Raw genomic sequence first — 25,111 nt, 5'->3', positions numbered from 1 at the left:
AGTTTAAGGCGCCTTCGGGCGCCTTTTTCTTGCGTGCTGTTGATGGCATAGAACCTGCTCAAACACCCAAAACTCTGAGGAGATATTGCTCGATGGCGAAGCGCGCCGGAAGCGCCGATCTGCCGCTGCATTCGGGGCATGTGCCGAAATGGCTGGCCGACCGGATGACGCGCCTCGGCGGCGTGGTGTCTGAGGCCATCGTGCACCATTACGGGCGTGACGAACTGCTGCGCCGGCTCGCGCATCCGTTCTGGTTCCAATCCTTCGGCGCCGTGATGGGCATGGACTGGCACTCTTCCGGCATCACTACCAGCGTGATCGGCGCCTTGAAGCGCGGGCTGACTCCGCTCTCGAAGGAACTCGGCATCCATGTCTGTGGCGGACGCGGAAAGCATTCGCGGCAGACGCCGCACGAACTCGTCGCGATTGGCGAGCGCGTCGGCTTCGACGGCGTGGCGCTTGCGAATGCAAGCCGCCTCGTGGCGAAGGTCGACAGCGCGGCGATCCAGGATGGGTTCGACCTTTACCTTCATGGCTTCATCGTCACGGATGACGGCAAATGGGCGGTGGTCCAGCAGGGGATGAACGACACGTCCCGGGTCGCACGCCGCTACCACTGGCTGTCGGAAGATCTGAAGAGTTTCGTGGACGAGCCGCATACGGCCATCGACGGCAAAGGCCAGGGCACGATCGTCAATCTCACGGACCGGCGGGCGGCGGCGTCGCGCAAGGCGCAGATCGAGATCCTGGATTCACTTGGACCTGACGGCATCGCCCGCAAGTTCCTGGCGCTTGAGGAGCGCGAAGCGGCGCCTGCCGCGAGCCCGCAGCCCCTGCTGCCGCATCTGGTCATGCCCGAGCATCACGATGTGCGAGCAAAGGATGTGGTGCTGCGGCGGCTTCATGGGACACTTGCGGCTGCGGCCGACCGCGGACCTGAAGACTTCCCCGATCTGTTGATGACCCCAGGCGTCGGGCCGCGCACCGTGCAGGCGCTCGCCATGGTGGCCGAGGTCGTGCACGGCACGCCCTGCCGCTTCAGCGACCCCGCCCGCTTCTCCTTCGCCCATGGCGGCAAGGACCGGCACCCGTATCCCGTGCCGGTGCGGGTTTATGACGAGACCATCCGCGTGCTGAAATCCGCCGTGCTGAAGGCGAAGCTCGGGCAGCAGGAGGAGCTTTTCGCCCTCAAGCGTCTCGACGATCAGGCCCGGGCGCTTGAGCGCCATGCCACCGGCCCTGACGTGGAGGACCACATCAGGCAGGAGACAGCGAAGTCGCATGCTTACGGCGGCCGCTCGATCTTCGGTGACGAGCCGCCGCCGGAAACGGTTTAGCGTTGTGCTTTCTGCAACAGGCTCTTGTCGAGCATCACATGGACGCCCTTGTTGCCGTTGACCACCTGGGTGATGCGCAGGTCTGCCCCGAGGCTGCACAGGGCGTAAGCCTCAGCCTTGGTAATGCCGGTGCGTTCGACGATCAGGTCGATCATGCTGCGCAGCGCAATGACCACGCAATCGTCGAGGTCCGGATCGAACGCCATGGTCATGACGTGCGTCGGCGTCTCGGCCATGGGCCAGATGAGGCTCATGCTCTCGCGCAGATGCAGCTCGAAGGTGCCGATGAGGCCCGTCTCGATGGCCGTGACGCAGACCTCGCCGTCGCCCTGCACGCCGTGCCCGTCGCCGACTGAGAACAGCGCACCGTCCGTATGGATCGGCAGATAGAGAATCGTGCCTGCTACCAGCTCCTTGTTGTCGAGATTGCCGCCGTTGCGGCGCGGCGGTAGGGTGTTCACGCTGCCCCAGGAGGCTGGCGGCGCCACAGCCATCACGCCGAAGAATGGCTTCAGAGGGAGCTCCAGCCCCCATGGCAGCTTGCCGGTCATCCGCTCGCTGTCGAGCGGGATCGTCATGAAATGGATCTCGTCGAAATCGTCGGGAAGGGCGCCTTTCTGCGGGGCCGAATAAGTGAAGCCCCAGTCGTAGTGCAGCTGGATGTCCTTGATGCGCACTTCCAGAACCTGACCGGCCTTGGCGCCGCGCACCGCGACGGGGCCGGTGCAGATATGGCCCGGCAGCTTCGGCTTATGAACGGCATGGATGTCCGACAGCGCCCGCGGGATGACGAAGGGAGCCTTGGGCATCGCCTCCGGGCCGCCGGAGACGGTCGAGATCGTGACCGTGTCGCCTGAATCCACTGTGAGGAGCGGGGGAATGCCCGCGTCGAAATAGCCCCAGTGAACGCTCTCGGGCGACGCATCAATCCGGTATTCGGCCACGAAACACCTCTGCCGTTTTCATCGATGCAGGATGTCTCGCATTCCCTTGGATCCAGGACAACAGGCTTTGCGCCTAATGGTAAGGATCCGCCGCATCGCGCAGGCCGTCGCCCATGAAGTTGAAGGCGAGCACGACGAGCACCACGGGAAGCATCGGGAACAGAAGCCAGGGATGCAGTTGCACGGCTGCGAGGTTCTGCGCCTCGTTGAGCAGCACGCCCCAGCTCGTCACCGGCGGCCGCAGGCCAAGCCCCAGGAAGGACAGGGCGGTTTCGCCGAGGATCATGGACGGGATCGAGAGCGTCGCCGAGGCAATGAGGTGGCTCATGAAGTTGGGAATCAGGTGACGCGAGATCACGCGCTGCTTGGAGGCCCCCATCAGCTCGGCGGCCTTCACGAAATCCTCCTCGCGCAGCGAGAGCAGCTTGGAACGCACCGCGCGGGCAAGGCCCGGCCAGTCGAGCAGGCCGAGGATGATCGTGATGCCGAAGAACACCAGAATCGGGCTCCAGTTCGGCGGCAGGGCAGCCGAGAGCGCAAGCCACAAGGGCAGCTCCGGCAGGGAGCGCAGGATCTCGATCATGCGCTGGATCACATGATCCACCCAGCCGCCGAGATATCCGGCAAGCCCTCCGAAGAAGAGCCCTAAGGTGAACGAGACCGCGATGCCCACGATGCCGATGGTGAGCGAGATCCGCGCTCCATAGATGATGCGCGAAAGCAGGTCGCGCCCGAGCCGGTCGGTGCCGAGCAGGAACATCGTTCCGTTCTCCGGCGGGCAGACGAGATGCAGATTCATCCGCCACATCCCCCAGAACTCGTATTCGTCGCTCTGGCACAGGAAGCGGATGGGCTGCGGCCTCGATGTGTCCGCCGTGTAGACGCGCCGGAAGTTCTCCAGGTCGAAGCTGTAAGTGTAGGGATAGACGAAGGGGCGCATGAGCTGCCCTTCGTGCATCAGGTGAATCCCCTGCGGAGGCGCATAGAGGAAGTCGCCGTGCCGCTTGGTCTGGTTGTAGGGCGCCACCACCTCGACGAAGGGTACGAGGGCGTAGAAAGCCAGCAGCACGAAGGCGGCGGCGAGCGCCACCTTGTGCCGCCGGAACTTCCACCACATCAGCTGCCACGAGGAGGCGCGATAGAAGCTTTCGCTTTCCGCACCCACGGGCTCCGTGGCGCCCGGATCGAAGGGCCCGGGATCGACGTAGTGCCGCCGGGAGGTCACGACGTTGTTCATCGCGCGCCTCCCATGCGGATGCGTGGATCAAGCCACGCCAGCAGGAGATCGGAGACCAGCATGCCGACCACGGTGAGCACCGCGACGAACATGAGAATGAAGCCTGCCAGGAACTGATCCTGGCTCTTGAGCGCGCTCAACAGGATAGGCCCGACCGTCGGCAGGCTCAGGACCAGCGACACCAGCACCGACCCCGAGACGAGCTGCGGCAGCAGGTTGCCGATGTCGGCGATGAATGGATTGAGCGACATGCGGAACGGATATTTCAGCAGGGCCTTGGTGGGGCCGAGGCCCTTCGCCTTGGCGGTCACGTAGTACTGCTTGCCGAGCTCGTCGAGAAGGTTCGCGCGCATGCGCCGGATCATGGCGGCGGTGCCGCCGAGGCCAATGACCACGGTGGGAACCACCAGATGCGAGAGGAGGGACTGGACCTTGTCCCAGGTCCATGGCTGGCCTGCATATTGCGCATCGAAGAGGCCGCCGATGGAGATGCCGAACCAGCGGTTCATGTAATAGAGCAGGATCAGCGCGAGCAGGAAGCTCGGGGTCGCGAGCCCAATATAGCCGATGAAGGTCGCGATATAGTCGCCGATGGAATATTGCCGCGTGGCCGAATAGATCGCGATCGGGATCGCCACGAGGTGAATGAAGATCACCACCGCGAAATTGACGAGGAGCGTCAGCCACAGGGCATCACCCACCACGTCCACCACGGGCTTGTCGTATTCGAAGGACCAGCCCCAGTCGCCCTGCAGCAGGCCGGAGAAGCCGTTCGGGCCCGGCATCACGCCGAGCCAGACCAGGTATTGCTGCCAAGCCGGCTTGTCGAGGCCGTATTGCCGGATCAGGAACTCGGCCTTGGCAATGGATGCGGATTCCCCCTGCGCCCGCAGCTCGGCGATCTGGTTGGTCAGGAAGTCGCCCGGCGGCAGCTTGATGATGAAGAACACCAGGGCCGAGATGATCAGCATGGTCACCGCCATGGTGGCGATGCGACGCAACAGGAAGCGGATCATCGACGGGCCTCTTTGCCGGCGGCTTTGTTCCAGGAGATTTCATCGAGCCGGTAGATCCCAAGCATCGCCGTCGGCTCCCAGCTGTAAAGGGCCTTGGCGGGAAGGCCCTTGAGACCATTGCGCACCACGATGGGCTGGAGCGCGCCCGCGATGGTGCCGATGATCCACTGGTTCTCGGCATGGTTCTGCAGCATCTCGCGCCATGCCGCCCGCTGAACCTCCCGGTTTCCGGTGGTCATCCAGGTCTCGTAGGACTTGAGAAGGCGCTCCGCCTCGGGAAGGTCGACCGCCTCACCGTTCTTGCCCTTGGTCTCCACGTACTGCCCCCATTTCGGCCAGGCGTAGTTGTCCTGGCGCATGGGAGCAAGCTCTGTCGGAGGCATGATGGCGGTCGGGATGGCGTTGTCGAGGCCTGGAGCCGCCACCATGATGGTGAGGCCCGCATAGGAACGGTTGCGCAGCACCGTCCGGTCCTGCGGCTTCACGAAGAGCCGCACGCCGATCTCGCGCCAGAACTCCCCAATGAGCGTGAGCCCGTCCACCACGAGGCTGCTTTCGCCATCGGTCTCGACGATGATCTCCAACTCGCGTCCGTCCGGCAACAGGCGGATGCCGGCGCCGTTGCGCTTGGTCAGTCCGATCTCGTCGAGGAGGCGCGAGGCCTGGTCCGGATCGTAGCCTGCGTATTTTGTGCGCAGCTCCGGCATGAAGAGCGGGCTTTCCGCCACGATGGTGTTGTTGCCCTCGACGCCGAGCCCGAAGAGCAGCGCGTTGTTGAGGGTCTTGCGGTCGATGCCGAGGGACAGGGCGCGGCGGAAGCGGACATCCCGGTTGAGCCCGCGCCAGACCGGATCCACCGTGTTGAGGTTGGGATAGAGCGCAAGCTCCGTGCCGCGGGCATAGGGCCAGAGCAGGGTCGTGTAACCCTTCGCCTTCTCACCTTGCTTCAGCACGGGAATGTCGCCCATGTTGAGGCCGCGGAACAGCAGGTCCTCTTCGCCCGCATTGGCCTTGGCGGCAAAGAGCCCGCTCGCCGACACGTCCATGAGGATGCGGTCGACGTAAGGAAGCTGCCGGCCCTCGGCATCGACACGGTGGTAATAGGGGTTGCGCTCGAAGATGAAGCGGTTTGCCGGCGCCGCATTCATCACCCGCCATGGCATGAGGGTCGGCAGGTCGGGATTGGTCTGCTCCTTCATATCGTCCATGCGGTTGTGGAGCGCAGCCCAGGATTTCAGCTTCTGCTGCTTGGCCCTCTCCTCAAGGGCGGCCTTGTCGGCGTATTTGGTGTGGAACTGCTTGAGATAGGCCGACGCCCGGTAGATGCCCGGATCGAGCGGTCCGGCGAGCTGCGGCAGGAAACGCGGATTGGGCTTGTCCCAGGTGTAGCGCAATGTGCGCTCGTCGAGCACCTCGAAGCGGGGCGGCTTGCCGTCCACCAGCATGAACTCGGGCGGGCCCGCGGGCGAGAGTTCGAGGTTGTGCGCCACGTCTTCCCAGTAGTAGCGGAAATCCTCCGCCGTGAAGGGCGAACCGTTCGACCAGCGATGGCCGGCGCGCAGGGTGAAGGTGAAGACCCGGTCGTCCTCGTTCTCGAACCTCTCGAGCAGATCGGGCTGGAGGTCCAGGTTCCGGTCGTAGCCGACGAGACGCGTATAGGTGAAGGTCGAGATGTAGCGGATGTCGCGCGGGCGGGGCACCAGGGTGACGATGTCGCCGCCGTACTGGCCTGACGAGCCGACCACGATGGGCGGCGTCGGGAGCCGCTCGACTATCGGCGGGAGCTTCTTGTCCTGCGGCAGGTCGGCGAAGAAAGGCGGTTCCTGGTAATTCTGTGCCCAGGCGGGCAGCGCCAGCCATCCGAGCGCGAGCGTCAGGGCAAGCGTGGTTTTGCAGGTGTTGAGCATCATGCAGCCTCCCGGGCTGTCGGGCGCCCCAGCCGAACCTTATGGCCTGGCTCGATTTCCTTCATCACCCCGAACTCGCCGGGCGCGATGCGGAAGGGCTCCGGCCATGCGGAGGGCTGCGAGAAGCCGCCCGTGCGCAGCTTGGTGAAATCGAGGGGCCGGTCGATATCCGGGTCAGGCACGGCCGCGAGCAGCGCCTGAGTATAGGGGTGAACCGGGTTGCGGAACAGCGAGGATTTCGGAGCTTCCTCGACGATGTAGCCCCGGCACATGACCGCAATTGTGTCGGCGATGTAATCGACCACCGCGAGATTGTGTGACACGAAGAGATAGGACAGGCCGAGCGCCGACTGCAGATCCTTGAGCAGGTTCAGCACCTGCGCCTGCACCGAAACGTCGAGAGCCGAGACCGGCTCGTCGCAGAGCAGGACGCGCGGTTCGAGGGCAAGCGCCCGGGCGATGCCGAGGCGCTGGCGCTGGCCGCCGGAGAAGGAATGCGGGTAGCGCCGGAGCGCCCGCTGATCGAGCCCCACCATCTCGAGGAGATGCTTCACGCGCTCGTAGCGCTCGTCCGAGGTGCCGATGTCGTGGATGCGCAGGGGCTCGGTGAGCAACTCGTAGACCGTCATGCGCGGATTGAGGGACGAGAACGGATCCTGGAAGATGAACTGCACCGAGCGGCGATAGGTGGTCAGCGCCTCGCCTTCTAGCTTGTGCACGTCCTTGGGGCCGGTGCCGTCGTCGAACAGAACCTTCCCGGAATTGGGCGTGATCGCCCGCATGATCATCTTGGACACGGTGGTCTTGCCGCAGCCGGATTCGCCGACAAGCCCCAGGGTCGTTCCTGCCGGAAGGGAGAGATCCACCTCACTGACGGCGCGGATCTCGCGCGACTTGCCGGCGAACCAGCCCGAGCGGAGCGTGAAGGATTTCGTGAGGCGCTCCACCTTCAGGATCGGGCCTGCCGGCTGCACGCGCTGCGGTGCATCGAGACTTGCAAGGCTCGCACTTTTCACCTCGCGGATCGGCGTCAGGCGCTCATCATCCGCCATGGCGAAGCGCGGCACCGCGCGCATGAGCGCCTGGAGGTAGGGATGCTGGGCATTGCGGAAGATCTCCTCCCGTGAGCCGGCCTCCATGATCCGCCCGCGATACATAACCACCACCTCGTCGGCCACGTTGGCCACCACGCCGAGATCGTGGGTGATGAGGAGCACCGACATGCCCGTCTCGACCTGCAATTCCTTGATGAGATCGAGGATCTGCGCCTGCGTCGTCACGTCGAGCGCCGTCGTGGGTTCGTCGGCGATCAGCAGGGCCGGCCGCGTGATGAGCGCCATGGCGATCATGGCGCGCTGGCGAAGGCCGCCGGAGAGCTCGAACGGGTAGGTTCTGAGCGCGCGTTTCGGGTCGGGAAAGCCGACCCGGTTGAGCACGTCCATGGTCCTCTGGTTCGCCGTCGCCTGGTCCACATCGGCGTGGATCATCAGCGCCTCGGAGATCTGGTCGCCAATGGTGTGGAGCGGCGACAGGGAGGTCATCGGCTCCTGAAAGATCATGGCGATGCGTCCGCCGCGCAGGCTGTGCATGGCGTCGCTCTCAGCCGGCAGCGACGCGATGTCGATGCTTCCCCCGTTCGAGGGATCGTTGAAGAGAAGGGAGCCGTTCGTGATTTTGGCCTTCTTCGACAGGATCTGGAGGATGGCCTGCGCGGTCACGGACTTGCCGGACCCGGACTCGCCGACGAGCGCCACGGTCTTCCCCCTCGGGATGTCGAAGGTCAGGCCGTCGACTGCCCGGAAATTCCCGGCATCGGTGCTGAAGTCGACCGTCAGTTCGCGAACCGACAGGATGGGCGCTTCCATATGCTCCTCCAAGCCTACGAGCATAACGCTTCAGATCCCATTAGATCGCAAATGTGACCCTGTTTCCATTCCGAAACACGCATCGGGACTCAAGAAATGGACGCCGCGCGCGGTGAGGTGCGCGATAAGCCTTTCACATAACGACCAGATGACTTCGTCATGGACGAGATGATGGGTCAGGAGACCGATGGGCTCGTCCAGGTCGGCCTTGCCGGCGATGCGGCGCTCGATGGCTCCTGCAAGGTCGGCTATCATCTGTTCAGGCGCAACTGCACTGCGGGTGCCTCGCCAGTCGATGGGATCCACATGGGTGTTGATCTGAAGCAGGCCTAGGGCGGGGGTGGCGGCAGCTCGATCCGTGAAAGTCGACAATCCGGCAAAGCCCAGGCGCGGCAGGTGCGGAATCAATTCGCCGGAAATCCGGTTCCAGGGCGGCACGAAGACCGGCAGCAGCTTCGCTCCCAGTTGGCGGCGGGCTGCATGCAGAGCGCGCGGCGCTTCCGCCGCCATGATTTCAACCGGACGATGGGCGCCGAACTCCGCCTTTTTGGTCCCTGGAGGAGCGTGGTTGTCGTGGCTCCAGCCATGCACGAGGGCAAAAGCTGAACTTTCATCCGCAAGGCACGTCGCCAGAGAGGCTTGAAGGCTGCTCGGGATGACCGCCAGCCCGATCCCGGCATCATACCGGCGGGCCAGCGTCAAAAGGCGGCCGAGGGCGGGGGTGTGGGCGACCGCATCGTCATCCCGCCACCAGAGGCGAACCGGGCAGCCCTGATCCCTGGCACGGTCCAGGGCGCTGTTCAGAGGCGACCAGTCGAACTTCGGGTGCAGGGCAGGCCTGGACAGGATCAAGCTTTCTGCGATGGCGACGCTCTGCCGTGCTCCGTCGACGGCGACGGCTGGTGGGGGGGAGGCGGGCTGCGCCAGCTTCTGGCAGATTGCCTCCGCGAGGCGTGTCCTGGACAGCTCGTCCTCGGAGACGAGATCGGCAAGCCCTATCCTCTTCAGACGCTCGGCCCGCAGGCGCTGCTCCGTCTCGTGGCCTGCCTCGAAGGGGACGAGAACCGACCGCACGCCGCAGCGCAGAAGGTCCACCACCGTGTTGTAGCCGGCTTGGCTGACGGAGATTTCCGCTCCGGCGAGCAGGGCGCGGAAATCGGGCCTCGCCCACTCGACGACGGCATGGTCCGGGGCGCTGCCCCGGAGCGCCTGAAAGTCCTCTTCCGATACGCCTCGCCCGACGAGGATGCGCCAGGGGCGGTCGTTTACCAGACGTGCTGCTTCGAGAGAGGCACGATACAGCGGCAGGCTCGCGGCGCTCGATCCGCCGGAGACCACGATGCCGTGCCGGTGCGCCTCGGGTACGGCATTCTCGTTCTCATCCACGTAGCCGGTGTAGCGCAGGAGCGGCCTGATCCCCTCATCCACCGGCCATGAGGCCTCCAGGGGCACGAGGTTGGGATCGCCGTGGACGAGGATGGCGTCGTAGTCGCGCAGGATTCGATCATGCGCCTCAGCGATGCGCTCGGCCTTTGCGGGTGCCACGAGGATGTCGCGGATCGAGCACAGGACGAGCGGGCGCGGGTTCAAGGCACGGGCGGCCTCGATCAGCGCCGTGAACTCGCCCGCGAGCACCCGTCGTCCGAAGGGGAAGAGCTCGGTGATGAGGATGTCGGGCCGGGTGCTGCGGAGCGTGTCGAGCAAAATCGCTTGTCGCCGCTCAAGATACTCCTCGTCGACCGCATGGAGGTTCTCGTCGAGCAGCGTCTTGAAATCGGTTCCGATGGTGCGCACGGGCGGCAGCTGAACCAGCCTGGCTCCACCGAGATCGGCCAGACGAGCAGGGGTTCCGCCTGACACGAGGGTCGTCTCGTGCCCAGCCCCGGCGAAGGCGCGCGCCAGGGCGGCCGCCCGCGTCAGGTGGCCCGCGCCCAGAAGATGCGTGACGGCGATGAGAACGCGCAAGCTCATGCTCCCACTCGAGCCGTGATCGGGTCGAGCGCATTGCGCAAGCGCAAAGCGGCCTGATCGAGACCGCGCTCCTGCCGCACGAAGCGCAGGGCATTGGCACCGAAGCTTTGGAGCCGGGTGCGATCCTGCAGGAGCATGCTCAAGGCATCGGCAAAGGCCGTGATGTCGCCGGGCTGCGTCAGCACGCCGGTTTCCCCATGCTTCACCACGCTGGCGACGCCGCCATAGGCGCCGGCGAGCACCGGACAGCCCAGGACCTGAGCCTCCAGCAACACCATGCCATAGGCTTCGTTGACGGCAGGCCAGACGAAGAGTTCGGCGCTTTCATAAAGTGCTTTCAACTCGGCGCGACTCTCGATCCGCCCATGAAAGCGCACACGGTCAGCCATAGACGAGAAAAGCTGCGCGATCCGATCCTGCGCTTCGCCGTCTCCCACGATCTCGAGCGACCAGGGCAGATGCTGTACGCCTTCGAGGGCCGAGGCGAGGATGCCATAGGAGGCGAGCTTGTCGCCCTGTCGCATCATGGCGACGGTGAGCAGCCGCGGCACGTTTCCAGGTGAGGGAAGAGTGCTCGCCGCAGGCCAGTCCTGCAGGTCGAGAAAGGGAGGAAAATCGACCAACACCTGATGCCTTGGTTGGGCCTTTTCCAAGGCCTCACGATCATGGGCCGTCATGACGAAGATCGCGTCGGCCCGGTCGAGAGCAGCCTCCGCTCCCTCATGCGCCAGAGCCCATGAGCCGTGCGCTCGCTTTGCAGCCCGCGATCCTTCCGCAACGGCATAGGGAATGTTCAGCGCCTCGGCCACGCACGGGCCGATCCAGTCCGGCGCCTTGTAATAGACGTGGTAGGTGAACCACAGGCAGGGGTGGCTTTCCTCCGGCAGGGCCTTGTAGTGCTCGACAAGGCGCGAGGCCTCCGCGAGCGATTGCTGCCTGATGTGAGCCTGACGCTGCGGATCGCCGGCCTTGTCGAGGGTGCGCAGCTCGCTCGCGAGCTGCGGCGGATAACCTGCCCGGTCAAGCGCCTTCATCAGCAGGCGCGCCATGGTGCGGTCGCCTGACGGAAGCGGATGGTCCGGGCTCTTCAAGGGAGCGTAGAACGCCACTGGCCTTGCTTGGCTCACACCCGCTCCGCCTCTTTCTGGGTGTTGTCGCTGACGGCGCGCAGGCGCTCTTCCAGAACGTCGATCCCGCCTTCCATGGAGAAGTCGCGGCGCAGGCGCGCGAAGGCTGCGGAGCCGAGTGCCTTGCGCCGTTCGGGGTCGCGGGCGAGCAGGTTGAGCGCGTTGGACAACGCCTCCCAATCCGACGGCGGAACCAGTTCGCCCTCAGTGCCGCTGCGGATGAATTCGGGGATCCCGGCGAAGTCCGTCGCCACGATGGCAAGGCCCTGGCTCGCGGCTTCCATGATCACGTTCGGGAGGCCGTCCCGGTCGCCCGATTTCGCCTCCTTGGACGGCAGGACGAAGAGATCGGCCACCTGTAGCAGGCCGATGATGTCGGGCTGCGCCTTGGAGCCGAGGAACGCCACCTTGCTGGCGATGCCGGCCTGTTCGGCCTGCTTCTTGAGGCTGCCCAGCAGCTCGCCGCCGCCCACATGGGCGAAGCGCCAGTGCAGATCCGGCGGCAGGGCGGCGAGCGCCTGGATCAGATCGCCGTATCCTTTCTTCGCCACGGCCCGGCCGACCGAGACGATGCGCACCGGATCGAGCGGGTCCGAGCCGTCGCGGGCGGGGCGGCTCTCGGGCGGTGAGGGAAAGCGCGAGAGATGGAGCCCGTGATAGACGAGCGACACCTGCTCCGGCCGCGCCAGCGATTGCAGATGCGCGGTGCCTTGGGCCGTGCAGGTCACGCCCCAACGGGCCTCGGCCATCTTCTCCCGCTTTTCCCAATCCGGCGTCGTCCAGATGTCCTTGGCATGGGCCGAGAAGGTCCAGGTCCGGCCGGTCAGGAGCGCCGCATAGCGAACCACGGAAGCCGGTGTGTGCAGGTAATGCACATGCAGGTGCCGCACCTCCGCCGGCAGTTCCCGGGCCATCACGAAGGCCTGGCCGAGGCGGCGCACCCGGTTGGCGGTGAAGTCGCGCTTCAGGTCGCGCCAGAACGCCTTGATCGTGGCCCCGAAGCCTTTCTGGCCCAGGCTCCAGAATGCGCCGCGCAGCACGCGCAGGGGCTCTTCGTAGAGATACTCCGGCAGATATGTGACTCTCGCTCTGATCGCCTTGTGCATCGGATGCACGGCCCGCTCCGTCGGGTGCCGGAGAGACCAGATCTCGAGGTCGAGACCGCGCTGTTCGAGGGCCAGGATCTCCTGGGCGATGAAGGTCTCAGAAAGGCGTGGATAACCTTTGACGACGACGGCAATGCGTCGGGCTGCTGGGGAGGGGAGCATTCGTCACGCTACTCGGCCGCCTGATGGTAGGCAGGGGCAAACTGGGGTCGGGATTCGGTCAGCACTTTGAGCCGTTCCCGCACCCGGTCAAGCCCGTCGAGGAGACCCGGGATCACCACCTCCGACGGGCGTGCTTGAGACGAGAGGCTGCGCAGGGCCGCTGCCATGCGCTCGGGCGTGCGCGGTTCCTTGTAATCGCTCAGCATGCACACGAGGCCGAGGCGCTCGGCCTCGACCGCCCGGATATACTGCTCCAGCCGCGGCCGCGTGCGCGGGACGATCAGCGTGCGCTTGTCGAAGGACAGGGCCTCGCAGAAGGTATTGTAGCCGCCCATGGCCACCACCGCGTCGGCCTTCTTCATGAGCCACTCGATCTTGTTGTCGAAGGACATCACGTCGAGTTTCGGCTGCTTGGCAATGCGCTCCACGAAGGAGCGGCGCTTGTCCCGGTCAATGAAGGGGCCGAACAGGATCAGGGCAGGCTGGTCGAGGTCCGCATCCGCCTCGTAGGCCGAGATCACCCAGTCGATCAGGTCGTCCCCGTCGCCGCCGCCGCCGGTGGTCACCAGGATGAAGGGCTGCTTGGTGATCTTCGGGTATTTGGTCAGGGACGGGGTCGGCGGCACGTCCCGGCGCAGGTAGCCGGTATAGGTGATTCGATTCTCCACGTCCTGCGGCAGGTCCAGCGCCTTGAGGGGCTGGTAGACGTCCTTCAGGCCATAGACCCAGATCTCGTCGTAATACCGGATCAGGGCCGTCTTTGCGCCCTTGCGCTCCCATTCCGGAACCAGGAGGGCAGGCTCGTCCATGACGTCCCGGATGCCGAGCACGAGCTTGCAGCCAGCGGCCTTGAGATAGTCGAGCGCCGGCACAACCTCGCCGCGGAAGCCCGTGGGCTCCTTGTCGACGATGAACACGTCGGGCTGGAAGGCCTTGGCCGCCTGGAGAATGAGGGCCTGGCGCAGGCCCACCGCCTCGTCCAGGCTCACATTCAGGTTGAGGCTGCGGTAGTCGCCGTCGTGAAGCTTGGTGACCCCCGGGATGCGGATGTAGTCGACGCCGCTCTCGAACTCGAAATTGCCGATCACGGGCGATCCCGAGATGATGATCACCGAGGTGCCCGGCTGCGCCTCCACGATGGCATTGGCGAGCGCCCGCGACCGGCGTAGGTGGCCGAGCCCGAACGTGTCGTGGCTGTAGATGAGGACCCTTGCTCCCGAACGGGACTTGACCAGGGGCAGGCCTGTCTCTGTGTTCGGCTCCATGACCGCATTTGCCATGCAGGCTTCCCTTGGTGGGCAAACAATCGAAATTGGCGTATCGTTTATTGACGTTAGGCCAGCTATCTCTACCCTTGCAATAGCCCCCCTCGTCAAACTATGGCGATGCCCCTGAACGGAAAGAGGGATCACCGGCACATGAAGATGGCATCACGGCACTGATGGAAAAGAGCCTTTTCCGCTATATCTGGACACATTCCAAGCGCGACCAGATGATCGTCTGCGCGGTCGTTCTGGCGTCCCTGCCGTTTTACTTCATGTCGCTCGATCTGCCTCGCCAGATCGTGAATCAAGCGATCCAGGGCGAAGCCTTCCGTGACGGCAATCCGACGGCCCCCTTCCTCAACCTGTCATTCGACTGGCCGGGCTGGCTCGGTGGCGGCGGCACGTGGGAGATCTTCGAAGGCTTCCAGGTCAGCCGCGTCGGCCTGCTCATGGGCCTGTCCTTCGTGTTCCTGTTCTTCGTCATCGTGAACGGAGCCTTCAAGTACTGGATCAACGTCGCCAAGGGGGTGCTGGGCGAGCGCATGCTCAGGCGCATGCGCTTCGACCTGTTCGCCATGGTGCTGCGCTTCACGCCCGAAGCCCTGCGCACCGTCAAGTCGTCGGAAACCGCCACCATCATCAAGGATGAGGTCGAGCCGATCGGCGGCTTCATCGGCGACGCCTTCATCACCCCCGTGTTCCTGGGCACGCAGGCCATCACGGCTCTCGTGTTCATCATGGTGCAGAATGTCTGGCTCGGCATGATCGCGCTCTCCGTGATCGCCGTGCAGTTCACGATCATCCCGCGGCTGCGGCGTGAATTGCTTCGGCTCGGCAAGCAGCGGCAGCTCGCATCGCGCCAGCTCGCCGGCCGCATCGCGGAAGTCCTCGACGGGATCGAGGTCGTGCATGTTCACAATGCCTATGGCTGGGAGAGGGCCGAGATCGGGCATCGCCTGTTCAATCTCTTCTCCATCCGGCTGAAGATCTACAATCGGAAATTCTTCGTCAAAGCCCTCAACAATTTCCTGGCGCAGCTGACACCGTTCTTCTTCTACGCCATCGGCGGCTATTTCGCCCTGCGCGGCACCCTCGACATCGGTCAGCTCGTTGCGGTGATCGCCGCCTACCGCGAATTGCCGCCGCCTCTGAAGGAGCTGATCGACTGGGACCAGCAGCGTCTCGACGTTCAGGTGAAATACGATCAGGTCACGCAGCATTTTGCCGAGGACAGGCTGGGGCCGATGCTGGAGGCGCGCGAGGCGGCGGAGGCGGATCAGCCGCTGATCGGCCCTCTCGTTGCCGAGGACATCAGGATCGCTGGATCGCATGGCGACCTGATCGTCGAAGGGGGCGCCTTCGCGGTCGAATTGCCTGCAAGCGTCGCGCTGATCTCGAATGGCGGTGCGGCTGCCAGCATCCTGGCGCGCATCCTGGCCCGCCGAAGCCTGGAGTTCAGCGGCCGGATCCGTATCGGCGAGCGCGACCTGACACAGCTTCCCATCGCCGTGACCGGACGCAGGATCGCCTATGCGGGCGTGGACCCGATCCTCTTTCCCGGCAGCATTCGCGACAATCTCGTCTATGGCCTCCGCTCCAAGCCCCTGGGCCGGCTGAAGGAGGACAGGCAGGAGATGGACCGCCGGATTGCCGAGGCGCTCAGAACCGGCAACCCGATCGAGAGCATCTCGGACCAGTGGGTCGATTACGAGCGTCTCGGAGCAAAGGACGAGAACGAACTGGACCGCATTCTGCTCGATCTCCTCGACAAGGTCGGTATGGGAGACACGATCTATCTGTTCGGCCTTGCGGGCAGGATCGATCCCGAGCGCCATACGAGCCTCGCGGAACGGCTCGTCGAGGCCCGCCACCGCCTGCGGGACACCTTCCAGTCCAACGGCATGGCCGATCTTGTCGAGCCCTTCGATCCGGTGCGTTACAACACCCAGGCGACGGTGGCGGAAAACCTCCTCTTCGGGGTGCCGATCTCCGATGAGTTCAAGGGGCGCAACCTTGCCGAGAACGCCCAATTCCGCGGCGCCATGGACAAGGCCGGGATCACGGACGACCTCATCCACATGGGCCTGCAGATTGCCGAGACCATGACCGAGATCTTCGAGGGGCTGCCGCCCGGGCATTCCCTGTTCGAGCAGTTCTCCTTCATTGGCGCCGACGAGGTGACCGAGTTCGAAGCGATCCTGCGCCGCCGTGGCCGCGATGAGGGCAGCCTGAAGCGCGAGGACCGGACACGCCTTTTGTCCCTGCCGCTGGCCTATATCGAAGCCCGCCATCGCCTGGGCCTTCTCGACGAGGCCATGATGGGCCGGATCGTCGAGGCCCGGGGACTCGTCCGGGAGGTTCTCGAAAAGGCCGAGTCGGCCGGTGTCGAGTTCTACGATCCGGAGGGGATCTGCGCGGCCGCGCCTTTGCGGGACAACCTCCTGTTCGGGCGCGTCAGCTACCAGGTGGCCAATGCCCGCGCGCGGGTGGCCGAAGCGGTTGCCGCTGTCGTTCGCGACCTCGACCTTCAGGAGGAGGTCGAGAGGGTGGGGCTGGAATATCAGGTCGGCACGGCGGGCCGGCTTCTCTCGCCGCAGGAGCGGGCGAGCGTCAACCTGGTCCGCTGCCTGGTCAAGCGCCCGGACATTCTCGTGATCGACGGAGCGCTCGCGCCGTTCGATGAGGCGCGCAGCCAGCAGCTCATGCAGCTGCTGCTCGATCTCTTCGATCAACAAAGCCTGTTCATGGTACTTCCGAATGATCGACAGGCCGGCGCCTTCGATGTTCAGATACGTTTCCGCGATGGACAGATCATAACCAACAAGACGGCCGCTTCGGCTCCGAGGCCCTCCAGCCCCGAGCCGAACGCCCCCCAGAGGATAGCAGGAGAGGTGGCATGACCCTTGAGACGGAAGTTCAGTCCTTGCGGCAGGTGCCGATGTTCCGGGATGTGGACCCCGCTCGCCTGAAGCTTCTGGCCTTCACCAGCGAGCGGGTGCAGTTCGCCGGAGGGCAGCGGTTCTTCTCGCAAGGGGACCCGTCCGACGCCGCCTATGTCATCCTCGACGGCCGGGCCAACGTGCTGCTCAATACCCCTGGCGGCGACATCCAGGTGGCCGAACTGGGGAGCAACGCCCTGGTGGGTGAAATGGGGATTCTGTCCGACACCCCGCGCTCGGCCACGATCATGGCAGCCGAGCCGACCACGGCGCTCCGAATCGACAAGCGGGTCTTCCTGGAGCTTCTGGCGCAATTCCCGCAGATGTCCCTGGCCATCATGCGGGAGCTGGCGAAGCGCCTTGAGCGGACCAATGCCCAGCTTGTTGCGCAATCCTCATCCTAAATTTCCGGAAAAAACCTGAAGTTTTCCCGGGGAAAAGCCGGACAAGGTTAGCAAAATCCTATCTCGTATGGTCAAGCTGACCGATTCTCGACACATCTACCCGTCAACCCTGTTCCCAGAATAACACAAGGGAAGGCCCGATCATCGGTCGGGCCAAGCGGGATAAGTGATGATGAGTAACGCGAGAACGCTGCTGTGCGCAGTTCCGCAGCCTGCTGCGAATGTGCGTAAGACCGGAAGTCGCCGCTCTCTCCATCTTGCCCTGGCCGCAGGCCTGATCATGGGCTTCCAGGGCCTCACGGCCGGACCGGCCGCTGTGGCCACCGTCCCTACCGCCCTGCTGGCGCGGCCTGCCGCCGCTCCGCCCGTGCAGGCGGACATCACCGGCTCGGTGGTGACGGCGTCGGTGGCCTTCACCCCGAAGCTTGCCAAGGACCCAGGCCTCTTCAAGGCCATCCTGGACGGGGCCTTCTCCTTCACGAAGCCCCGCGCCGAGAAGCCCTCCTCTCCCACCATCTCGGAGACGGAAGTCGGGGATCCGGATGAGCTGATCCCCTTCAACGGCCGTAACGTGCCGCGTTGGCTGGTGCATTCCATCCTGAAGGCCGCCCATGTGACGGGCGTCGACCCGGTCTACATGATGACCCTGGCGGATGTGGAATCGAGCCTTTCGCCGGAAGCCAAGGCACCTACCTCCTCGGCTCAGGGCCTGTTCCAGTTCATCGACAGCACCTGGATCGAAACGGTCTACCAGCATGCTGCCGATTACGGGTTCAAGGCAGCCGCGGACGCGATCCGCTATGTCAATGGCGACCTCGCTGTCGACCCCAAGCACCGCGACTGGATCATGAGCCTTCGTACCGATCCCTTCTTCTCGGCGCTCATGGCCGGCGAGCTGATCAAGGACGTGGAGCGGGCCCTGCAGGCCCAAGGCGAGCGGGAACTGGCCGAGGCCGAACTCTACCTTGCCCACTTCCTGGGCGCGTCCAGCGCGGTCCGGTTCCTTGAGGTGCTGGATCAGGACCCGAACATGAAGGCCTCCAAGCTCTTCCCGAAGGCGGCTCGTGCCAATGCCGGCCTCTTCATGGACGGCAAGGGCCGCAAGCGCCGCCCTGTGAGCGTCGCAGAGCTCTACAACAAGATCGATTCGAAGATCGTCCGCCGCCTTGATCGCTATGAAGGCATCGGCCCGTATCTCGCCGAGATCACCCGTCCGGCCGAGCGCACGGCTGAAGCGACTGCCGTCGTCCAGTAAGTGGCTGGCTCCTGACGCGGGGCCACTCACCCGACCGCACTGATCGCCGATTGGGCTGAGGCCGGCAGCGTGCGGGTATGCACGAAATCTCCCTGGGCCAGATAGGCCAGCTCCTCCGGCGTGGAGGCCCGGCCCAGAACCGGGTTGCGATGCGGGAACCGCCCGAAGCGGGCGATCACGTCGACATTGGCCCTCGCCTGGCTCAGCGAGAATGCCCAGACGGGCTTGAGGTGATCCGGAGCTTCCTCGAGGGCCTGTTCCGAGATGGCAACGATGCGCCGCATCCGCTCCAGGTGATCCGGCCCCTCCGCGTGGGCGAGGGGGAGCAGATGGAAGAACCGCTCATAGGGGCTCCGCAGGGCATCGTAATGCCCGTTCCGAAGACCCTCCTCGGCGATCTTCAACGCATCCCGATCGGACGAATAGGCCTTGTCCGTGCCGGCAAAAAGGCCGCGCGGAAACTGATCCAGAACGATGATGAGGCACAGGCGGCCCTGCGGCGTTTCCAGCCAGTGATCCAGCTCGCCGCTCCTCGCCTTGCGTACGGCAGGCGCGAAGCGCGCCATCTCCGCATTGGCGCCCCCGCGCATCCACCAGGCGAGCATCTGCCAATGGGCGGCGATGTCGGCGTTTGAGAGATCGACCGGGAACCAGAACCGGTAGACCTGTTGCCAGTCCATGCGAGATGACATCGGCTCCTCCCTGAAGGAAGCCCGATGTTAAGCCACGCAGGTTCTCCCCGATGTGACCTTCATCACAGACGGATCGGCAGAAACGTCAGAACGCCTTGAAGGTGATGATCGTATGCGTGTCCGCGATCTCCGGGATGACCTGCACGTTCTCGGCGATGAAGTGGCCGATATCGACCCCGTCGTCCACGTGGAACTTGGCGAGGATGTCGTAGTTGCCGGCGGTCGAGTAGATCTCGGACGCGATCTCCCGGTCGGCGAGGGCGTTTGCGACGGCGTAGGTCTTGCCGAGCTTGCACTTGATCTCGACGAAGAAGGTCTGCATGGGCCGCTCCCGGTGGCGCTGTCTTTAAGATGCCCCTCTCATGGCATCGGCGGGACCGGCGCGCAAGCCGGTCCCAGGCAGGGGTTATGGACGTCCGATGCTGACGTATGTGAAGCCGTGGCGGCGCATCTCGTCCGGCCGGTAGACGTTGCGCAGGTCGACCACCACGGGCGAAGCGAGAGCAGCCTTCAGGCGCCGCAGGTCCAACGCCCGGAACGTATCCCATTCGGTCACGAGCACCAGAGCATCGGCGCCGCGCGCGCAATCATAGGCGTCCGTCGTGTAGGTCACGTCGGTGAGCATGGACCGGGCGGCTTTCATGCCTTCCGGATCGTAGGCTTTCACCCGCGCGCCCGCATCTTGCAGCGCCGTGATCACGTCCAGCGAGGGCGCATCGCGCATGTCGTCGGTGTTCGGCTTGAAGGTCAGACCCAGCACCGCAATGGTCTTGCCGCGCACGGAACCGCCGCAGGCGGCGATCACCTTGCGGCCCATGGCGCGCTTGCGCTGGCTGTTGACCGCCGCCACCGTCTCCACGAGGCGGATCGGCGCCTCATGGTCCTGCGCGGTCTTGATCAGGGCGAGCGTGTCCTTCGGGAAGCACGAGCCGCCATAGCCGGGACCGGCGTGCAGGAACTTGGAGCCGATGCGGTTGTCGAGCCCGATGCCCCGGGCCACGTCCTGCACGTTGGCGCCCACATGCTCGCACAGGTCCGCGATCTCGTTGATGAAGGTGATCTTGGTGGCGAGAAAGGCATTGGCCGCGTACTTCGTCAGCTCCGCCGTGCGCCGAGACATGGCGAGCACCGGGGACTGGTTGAGATAGAGCGGCCGGTAAATCTCGTTCATCACCATCTTGGCGCGCTCGTCGTCGGTGCCGATGACGATGCGGTCCGGGCGCTTGAAATCGTCAATCGCCGCGCCTTCGCGCAGGAATTCCGGGTTGGACACCACGGCGAAATCCGCATCGGGCCGGGCCTCGCGGATGATGCGCTCCACCTCGTCGCCGGTGCCGACCGGCACGGTGGATTTGGTGACGATCACCGTGTAGCCATCGATGGCCGCGGCGATGTCGCGGGCGGCCTGATAGACATAAGACAGGTCCGCATGGCCGTCGCCGCGCCGGGAGGGGGTGCCGACCGCGATGAACACGGATTCGGCGCTCCTGACCGCCTGGCCTAAATCGGTGGTGAAGGTCAGCCGCCCCTCGCGCACGTTCTTGGCAACGAGCTCGGCCAGCCCCGGCTCGAAGATCGGGATTTCGCCCCGGTTGAGGGCCTCGATCTTGGCCGGATCCTTGTCGACGCAGCAGACCTCGTGGCCGAAATCCGCAAAGCAGGCGCCGGAGACCAGGCCCACATAGCCTGCTCCGATCATCGCGACATGCATCCAAGGGCTCCCCGTTTGTTGGAGCCTTGGGTTTAGGGTGGCCAGGGCTCAGCCGCAAGCCACCGGTTGCGACGATTTCGCGGTGGCCCATTGGTAGATTGCAACAACGTCCCCTTTGACTTCTGCCGCCGGGGCCTCCACAACACCGCCGTTTTTCAAACGGGGCATTGATGGACAATCCATTTCTTGTCGAGGTCACTCGCGGCCATCTGGTCGAGTCGCGCCACAGGGGCAGCGTCTCGGTGGTGGACGCCGAAGGGGCCACGGTTCTGTCGATCGGCGATGTGGACCGGCGCGTTTTTCCGCGCTCCGCCGTCAAGGCGCTTCAGGCCATGCCGCTGGTCGAGAGCGGGATTGCGGACAAATACGGCCTCTCTGACGAGGAGATCGCGCTGGCCTGCGCGTCCCATTCGGGCGAGCCGGCCCATGTGGCAGCGGCAGAATCCATGCTGGCCAAGGCGGGTCAGGACGTGGGCTGCCTCGAATGCGGCACCCACTGGCCCATGGGCGAGGCCGCGAACCGTGCCCTGGCGGCGTCGGGAGGCAGCCCCAGCGCCCTGCACAACAACTGCTCGGGCAAGCATGCGGGCTTCGTCTGCCTCGCCTGCGGCCAGGGGGACAATCCAACGGGCTACGTGCTGGCGGACCATCCGGTCCAGCGCACCGTGCGCGATGCCCTGGAAGACATCACCGGAGCTTGTCATTCCATCGAGAAGAGCGGCATCGACGGCTGCTCGATTCCCACCTATGCAATCCGGCTTCCGTCGCTCGCCTTCGGGTTCGCGCGGTTCGGCACCGGAATCGGCCTGCCGGGCGAGGGCAGGGCCGCCGCTGCCCGCATCCGCAAGGCCGTGGCCCGCCATCCTTTCATGGTCGCCGGCACCGGCCGGTTCGACACCAAGCTGATGGAACTCCTGGGCGAGCGCGCCTTCGTGAAGGTGGGCGCGGAGGGCGTCTATTGCGCGTCGTTCCCGGAACTCGGCTACGGTGTCGCTCTCAAGGCCGATGACGGCAATGCCCGCGCGGCCGAGGCCATGATGGCAGGCCTCGCCCTGCGCTTCCTCCCCTTGAGCGACAACGAGCGCAAGGCTGTCGAGGCCTTGGCCCAACCTGTGCTCAAGAACTGGAACGGGATCGAGCTCGGGCAGATCCGGCCGACCACGGAGATCACGGGCGCGGCTTGAGCGCGCCGCCCATGCGCTCAACTGGCCTGTCGAACTAGATCCCCAGCAGCTTCACGATCTCGCTCGCTGCCGCATTGGGCGACAGGGCGCCGTCGGCGATGGCGCGCTCGATCTCCGGCACGCGGCGGCGGAGATGAGGATCGTGGGTGAGGCGCTCGTGCAGGCGCTCGTGGACGAGGGTCCACATCCACTTCGTGTCCTGCGCCCGGCGCTTCGCGGCAATCTCGCCGGTGGCCTCCAGGCGCTTGCGATGGTCGAGCACCTTGGTCCAGAGCTCGTCGAGCCCCTGGCCGGTGAGTCCCGAGACCGTCAGCACGGGCGGCGTCCAGGTGGCCGAGGCCGGGGCCAGGATGTGGAGGGCCGCCTTGTACTCGGCCGCCGCAGCCTTCGCCTTCGCGCCCGCATCGTCCGCCTTGTTGACGGCGATCAGGTCGGCCAACTCCAGAATGCCTTTCTTGATGCCCTGCAACTCGTCGCCGGCGCCGGGCAGCATGAGCACGAGAAAGAAATCGGTCAGATCGGCCACCGCCGTTTCCGACTGCCCGACGCCCACGGTCTCCACCAGGATCACATCGAACCCGGCGGCCTCGCAGAGCAGCATGGTCTCGCGGGTCTTGGCCGCGACGCCGCCTAAGGTGCCGGAGGAGGGCGAGGGGCGGATGAAGGCGTTGGGGTCGGCTGCGAGCCGCGCCATGCGGGTCTTGTCTCCGAGGATCGCGCCGCCGGTCCGCGTGGAGGAGGGATCGACGGCGAGCACGGCGACCTTGTGGCCCTTCTCGGTGAGCATGGAGCCGAGCGTATCGATGGTGGTGGACTTGCCCACGCCGGGAACGCCGGTGATGCCGATGCGCACGGCCTTGCCGGTGCGGGGCATCAGTTCCTGAAGCAGCGCCCGCGCCGCCTCCCGGTGGTCGGGACGGCGCGATTCCATGAGCGTGATGGCGCGCGCCAGCGCAGCCCGGTCGCCGCTGGCGACCATCTCGGCCGTCACTGATTTCTTTGGTGAGCCCCCGGTCATAGGGGAGCTTTAGCGCATTCAGGCGCTAGTTTCACCAGGTGATCGGGTCCATGCCGAACCGTCCCCAGGCGGGAATCTTGATCGCCGGGCGGCGCAGGTCGAGGCCGGCGACGAGGCCCATGAAGTCGAGCTCGATGCCCTCGATCCAGCCGACCGCGATGCCCGCATAGCCGCCGAGGGAGATCTGGATGCCGGTTCGGCTCGGGGTCAGGCCCACGATGTCGCGCCAGGGCTGCCAGTCCTTGCCCAGCGCCGTGGGCGGCAGGGGCGCAGCGAGTTCGGGAACCGAGCGCATCACATGGGCCACGAAGGTGTTGGAGTTCGGGCCCGGCCAGGCATTGTAGGCGCCGAAGGTCTGGTAGGGGTAGCTCGCCACGGCCTGCCGAACCTGCGGAATCAGCCGCTCGGCCTCCGAACCTTCGATCACCACCACGGGATGGGGCGCGTTGCCGAACCAGCGCCCGTCCGGCGCCCAGCCGTTGGTGCGCACCGGGCTGCCCCAGCCGACCTTGTCGTAGCGGGTGTACTGGCGCGCACCGGCTTCCTTCACCACCACCCAGGTGTGGTGGGCGAAGATGCCGCGCCAGCGCCCGACCCGCGCCGCATAGACCGCCACGATGGCCCCGGGGGCCTCGGAAGCCGCCGGCAGGAGCTTCGCGCTCGACCAATCGGCTGCCCCCCAATTCGGCGCGATATCGTCGCGCATGGCCCACCAGAGGGCATGAGCCCCCAGGGGGATGAGAAAAAGCGCAACGATGACAAGGAGAGTACGGGACAAGACGGCAAGCATCGGATGAAGGTACGGTCGGGTCCTGCCTTCATCAAGGCGCTGGGCCCTATGCTCACGTTCACCAATGCTTTACCGGGATCCGGCACGAGTGAGGGTGCCGCAGGGCTTTCGCCTTGCGCATGCCATGATCGAGGGCAAAACAGCATGACCTTCCCTGTCTCCTGTCGAATCCCGGACCTCATGCGTTTTTCCTTCTCCCGCCTCGCGATTCTCTGCCTTGCCGGCGTTGCCCTGTCCGGCTGCGTCGGGGAGGATTCGGCGCTCGTCAGCCCCGCTGCCTTCAAGATCGGCCTTGAGAGGGACCCGAAGCTGCTGATCGCCACTACGCGGCTGCCCGTGGGCGATCCGCCCCAAAAGCCCTGGTTCAGCAGCGAGCGCTCGGCCGACATGATCTTCGCGGAGGCGCGCCTGACGCCGCCGTCGGACTCGCTCCTCGGCCGCGTAACGGCGAGCGACTGGAGTATCGCCAAGGTCGACAACGTGAGCCGCAGCAACGCCGCGCAGGCCTTCGCCCAGGCGGCTTTCGGCCGCGACCTGCTGCTCTACATCCACGGCTACAAGGAAAGCTTCGAGACCGCTGCCACCTCGACGGTCGATCTCTCCGAGGGCATCAAGTTCGCGGGCGTGACCGGTCTCTTCACCTGGCCGTCTGCCGCCTCGACCTTCAGCTACGTGGCCGACCGCGAAAGCGCCATGTGGTCCCGCGACTCGCTGGAGGATCTGCTCGCCGCCATCGCCAAGACCCCGAGCGGCGGGCGCATCCACCTCGTGGCGCACAGCATGGGCACGCTGCTGACGCTGGAGACCCTGCGCATGCTGCGCGCCTCCGGCGGCGAGAGCGCCATGGAGCGCATCGGCGCGGTGGTGCTGGCGGCGCCCGACATCGACATAGACCTGTTCGCCCGCGGCCTGGAGCGTCTTGGGTCGGATGCGAAGAAGATCACCGTGATCAGCTCCACCAACGACCGGGCGCTTGCCGTCTCGAGCCGACTTGCCGGCGGCATCGTGCGGGCAGGGGCGGCCGATCGCGAGCGGCTGGAGGCCCTGGGCGTGCGCGTGGCCGACGCCTCGGAATTCGGCGGCGGCATCATCAACCACGACCTGTTCCTGTCGAACAAGGAAGTGCAGCAGGTAGTCAAGCGGGCGATCGAGCGGTCGTGAGCGACCGCTCGACAGAGCAC

The 25,111-nt window shown here is 65.3% G+C and carries 20 protein-coding genes; 6 read left to right on the top strand and 14 right to left on the bottom strand.

Features of this window, described 5'->3' with window-relative positions; translation table 11 throughout:
- Positions 1 to 92: 92 nt before the first annotated feature.
- Positions 93 to 1,337 carry a DUF763 domain-containing protein gene (locus JQC81_RS08460; protein ID WP_203271367.1) on the top strand — a complete coding sequence of 415 codons (1,245 nt, stop codon included), beginning with the start codon at positions 93 to 95 and terminating at the stop codon, positions 1,335 to 1,337.
- Here the strand turns inward: JQC81_RS08460 and JQC81_RS08455 are convergent.
- From JQC81_RS08455 to JQC81_RS08415, 9 genes are all read right to left on the bottom strand, one after another.
- Positions 1,334 to 2,281, bottom strand: coding sequence for an acetamidase/formamidase family protein (locus tag JQC81_RS08455; RefSeq protein ID WP_203271366.1), 948 nt, complete (start codon positions 2,279 to 2,281; stop codon positions 1,334 to 1,336). The two genes, JQC81_RS08460 and JQC81_RS08455, sit on opposite strands and share 4 nt — an antisense overlap.
- A gap of 73 nt (positions 2,282 to 2,354) precedes the next feature.
- On the bottom strand, positions 2,355 to 3,518 hold the full coding sequence (locus JQC81_RS08450; protein WP_203271365.1) for an ABC transporter permease: 1,164 nt from the start codon (positions 3,516 to 3,518) through the stop codon (positions 2,355 to 2,357).
- Entirely contained in the window at positions 3,515 to 4,534 is a 1,020-nt protein-coding gene (locus JQC81_RS08445; RefSeq protein ID WP_203271364.1) for an ABC transporter permease, read from the bottom strand. Before JQC81_RS08445 ends, JQC81_RS08450 begins: the two co-directional genes overlap by 4 nt.
- A complete protein-coding gene (locus JQC81_RS08440) occupies positions 4,531 to 6,444 on the bottom strand; it encodes an ABC transporter substrate-binding protein (RefSeq protein ID WP_203271363.1) in 1,914 nt (637 codons plus the stop codon). The genes JQC81_RS08445 and JQC81_RS08440 overlap by 4 nt, the downstream gene beginning before the upstream one ends.
- Positions 6,441 to 8,306, bottom strand: a complete 1,866-nt coding sequence (locus JQC81_RS08435) for an ABC transporter ATP-binding protein (RefSeq protein WP_203271362.1) — start codon at positions 8,304 to 8,306, stop codon at positions 6,441 to 6,443. The genes JQC81_RS08440 and JQC81_RS08435 overlap by 4 nt, the downstream gene beginning before the upstream one ends.
- A 30-nt stretch (positions 8,307 to 8,336) precedes the next feature.
- Positions 8,337 to 10,277, bottom strand: a complete 1,941-nt coding sequence (locus tag JQC81_RS08430) for a glycosyltransferase (RefSeq protein WP_203271361.1) — start codon at positions 10,275 to 10,277, stop codon at positions 8,337 to 8,339.
- Entirely contained in the window at positions 10,274 to 11,404 is a 1,131-nt protein-coding gene (locus JQC81_RS08425) for a glycosyltransferase family 4 protein (RefSeq protein ID WP_312887494.1), read from the bottom strand. The genes JQC81_RS08430 and JQC81_RS08425 overlap by 4 nt, the downstream gene beginning before the upstream one ends.
- Positions 11,401 to 12,672: a glycosyltransferase family 4 protein gene (locus JQC81_RS08420; RefSeq protein ID WP_203271360.1), complete on the bottom strand. Its 1,272-nt coding sequence runs from the start codon at positions 12,670 to 12,672 to the stop codon at positions 11,401 to 11,403. Before JQC81_RS08420 ends, JQC81_RS08425 begins: the two co-directional genes overlap by 4 nt.
- Before the next feature lie 8 nt (positions 12,673 to 12,680).
- Positions 12,681 to 13,937 carry a glycosyltransferase family protein gene (locus tag JQC81_RS08415; RefSeq protein ID WP_376772383.1) on the bottom strand — a complete coding sequence of 419 codons (1,257 nt, stop codon included), beginning with the start codon at positions 13,935 to 13,937 and terminating at the stop codon, positions 12,681 to 12,683.
- 176 nt (positions 13,938 to 14,113) lie between these two features.
- On the opposite strand from JQC81_RS08415, the gene JQC81_RS08410 reads away from it, so the two are divergent.
- From JQC81_RS08410 to JQC81_RS08400, 3 genes are all read left to right on the top strand, one after another.
- Positions 14,114 to 16,837, top strand: a complete 2,724-nt coding sequence (locus JQC81_RS08410) for an ABC transporter transmembrane domain-containing protein (protein WP_203271358.1) — start codon at positions 14,114 to 14,116, stop codon at positions 16,835 to 16,837.
- Positions 16,834 to 17,280 carry a Crp/Fnr family transcriptional regulator gene (locus JQC81_RS08405; protein ID WP_203271357.1) on the top strand — a complete coding sequence of 149 codons (447 nt, stop codon included), beginning with the start codon at positions 16,834 to 16,836 and terminating at the stop codon, positions 17,278 to 17,280. The genes JQC81_RS08410 and JQC81_RS08405 overlap by 4 nt, the downstream gene beginning before the upstream one ends.
- 172 nt (positions 17,281 to 17,452) lie before the next feature.
- Positions 17,453 to 18,535, top strand: a complete 1,083-nt coding sequence (locus tag JQC81_RS08400) for a transglycosylase SLT domain-containing protein (protein WP_203271356.1) — start codon at positions 17,453 to 17,455, stop codon at positions 18,533 to 18,535.
- A 26-nt stretch (positions 18,536 to 18,561) separates the two neighbouring features.
- Here JQC81_RS08400 and JQC81_RS08395 read toward each other — a convergent pair whose 3' ends face one another.
- From JQC81_RS08395 to JQC81_RS08385, 3 genes are all read right to left on the bottom strand, one after another.
- Positions 18,562 to 19,227 (bottom strand): DUF924 family protein, encoded by a 666-nt coding sequence (locus JQC81_RS08395; protein WP_203271355.1) that lies wholly within the window; start codon positions 19,225 to 19,227, stop codon positions 18,562 to 18,564.
- An 85-nt stretch (positions 19,228 to 19,312) separates the two neighbouring features.
- Complete coding sequence (locus JQC81_RS08390) at positions 19,313 to 19,549, bottom strand: Lrp/AsnC ligand binding domain-containing protein (RefSeq protein ID WP_009494007.1); 237 nt, start codon at positions 19,547 to 19,549, stop codon at positions 19,313 to 19,315.
- 84 nt (positions 19,550 to 19,633) lie between these two features.
- Positions 19,634 to 20,938, bottom strand: a complete 1,305-nt coding sequence (locus JQC81_RS08385) for a UDP-glucose dehydrogenase family protein (RefSeq protein WP_203271354.1) — start codon at positions 20,936 to 20,938, stop codon at positions 19,634 to 19,636.
- Positions 20,939 to 21,108: 170 nt separating this feature from the next.
- On the opposite strand from JQC81_RS08385, the gene JQC81_RS08380 reads away from it, so the two are divergent.
- Positions 21,109 to 22,122 (top strand): asparaginase, encoded by a 1,014-nt coding sequence (locus JQC81_RS08380; RefSeq protein WP_203271353.1) that lies wholly within the window; start codon positions 21,109 to 21,111, stop codon positions 22,120 to 22,122.
- A gap of 34 nt (positions 22,123 to 22,156) precedes the next feature.
- Here the strand turns inward: JQC81_RS08380 and meaB are convergent, their stop codons facing one another.
- Both meaB and JQC81_RS08370 read right to left on the bottom strand, forming a co-directional pair.
- Entirely contained in the window at positions 22,157 to 23,140 is a 984-nt protein-coding gene (gene meaB / locus JQC81_RS08375) for a methylmalonyl Co-A mutase-associated GTPase MeaB (protein WP_203271352.1), read from the bottom strand.
- A gap of 31 nt (positions 23,141 to 23,171) precedes the next feature.
- Complete coding sequence (locus tag JQC81_RS08370; protein ID WP_376772380.1) at positions 23,172 to 23,918, bottom strand: DUF3750 domain-containing protein; 747 nt, start codon at positions 23,916 to 23,918, stop codon at positions 23,172 to 23,174.
- A 192-nt stretch (positions 23,919 to 24,110) separates the two neighbouring features.
- On the opposite strand from JQC81_RS08370, the gene JQC81_RS08365 reads away from it, so the two are divergent.
- Positions 24,111 to 25,091: an alpha/beta hydrolase gene (locus JQC81_RS08365; RefSeq protein ID WP_203271350.1), complete on the top strand. Its 981-nt coding sequence runs from the start codon at positions 24,111 to 24,113 to the stop codon at positions 25,089 to 25,091.
- Positions 25,092 to 25,111: the final 20 nt, after the last annotated feature.

Origin of the sequence: Microvirga arabica, assembly GCF_016811235.1 — a bacterium.
Lineage (GTDB): Bacteria > Pseudomonadota > Alphaproteobacteria > Rhizobiales > Beijerinckiaceae > Microvirga > Microvirga arabica.
Note: the sequence above shows the minus strand (reverse complement) of the source record. Positions and strands in the feature narration are given on the sequence as shown.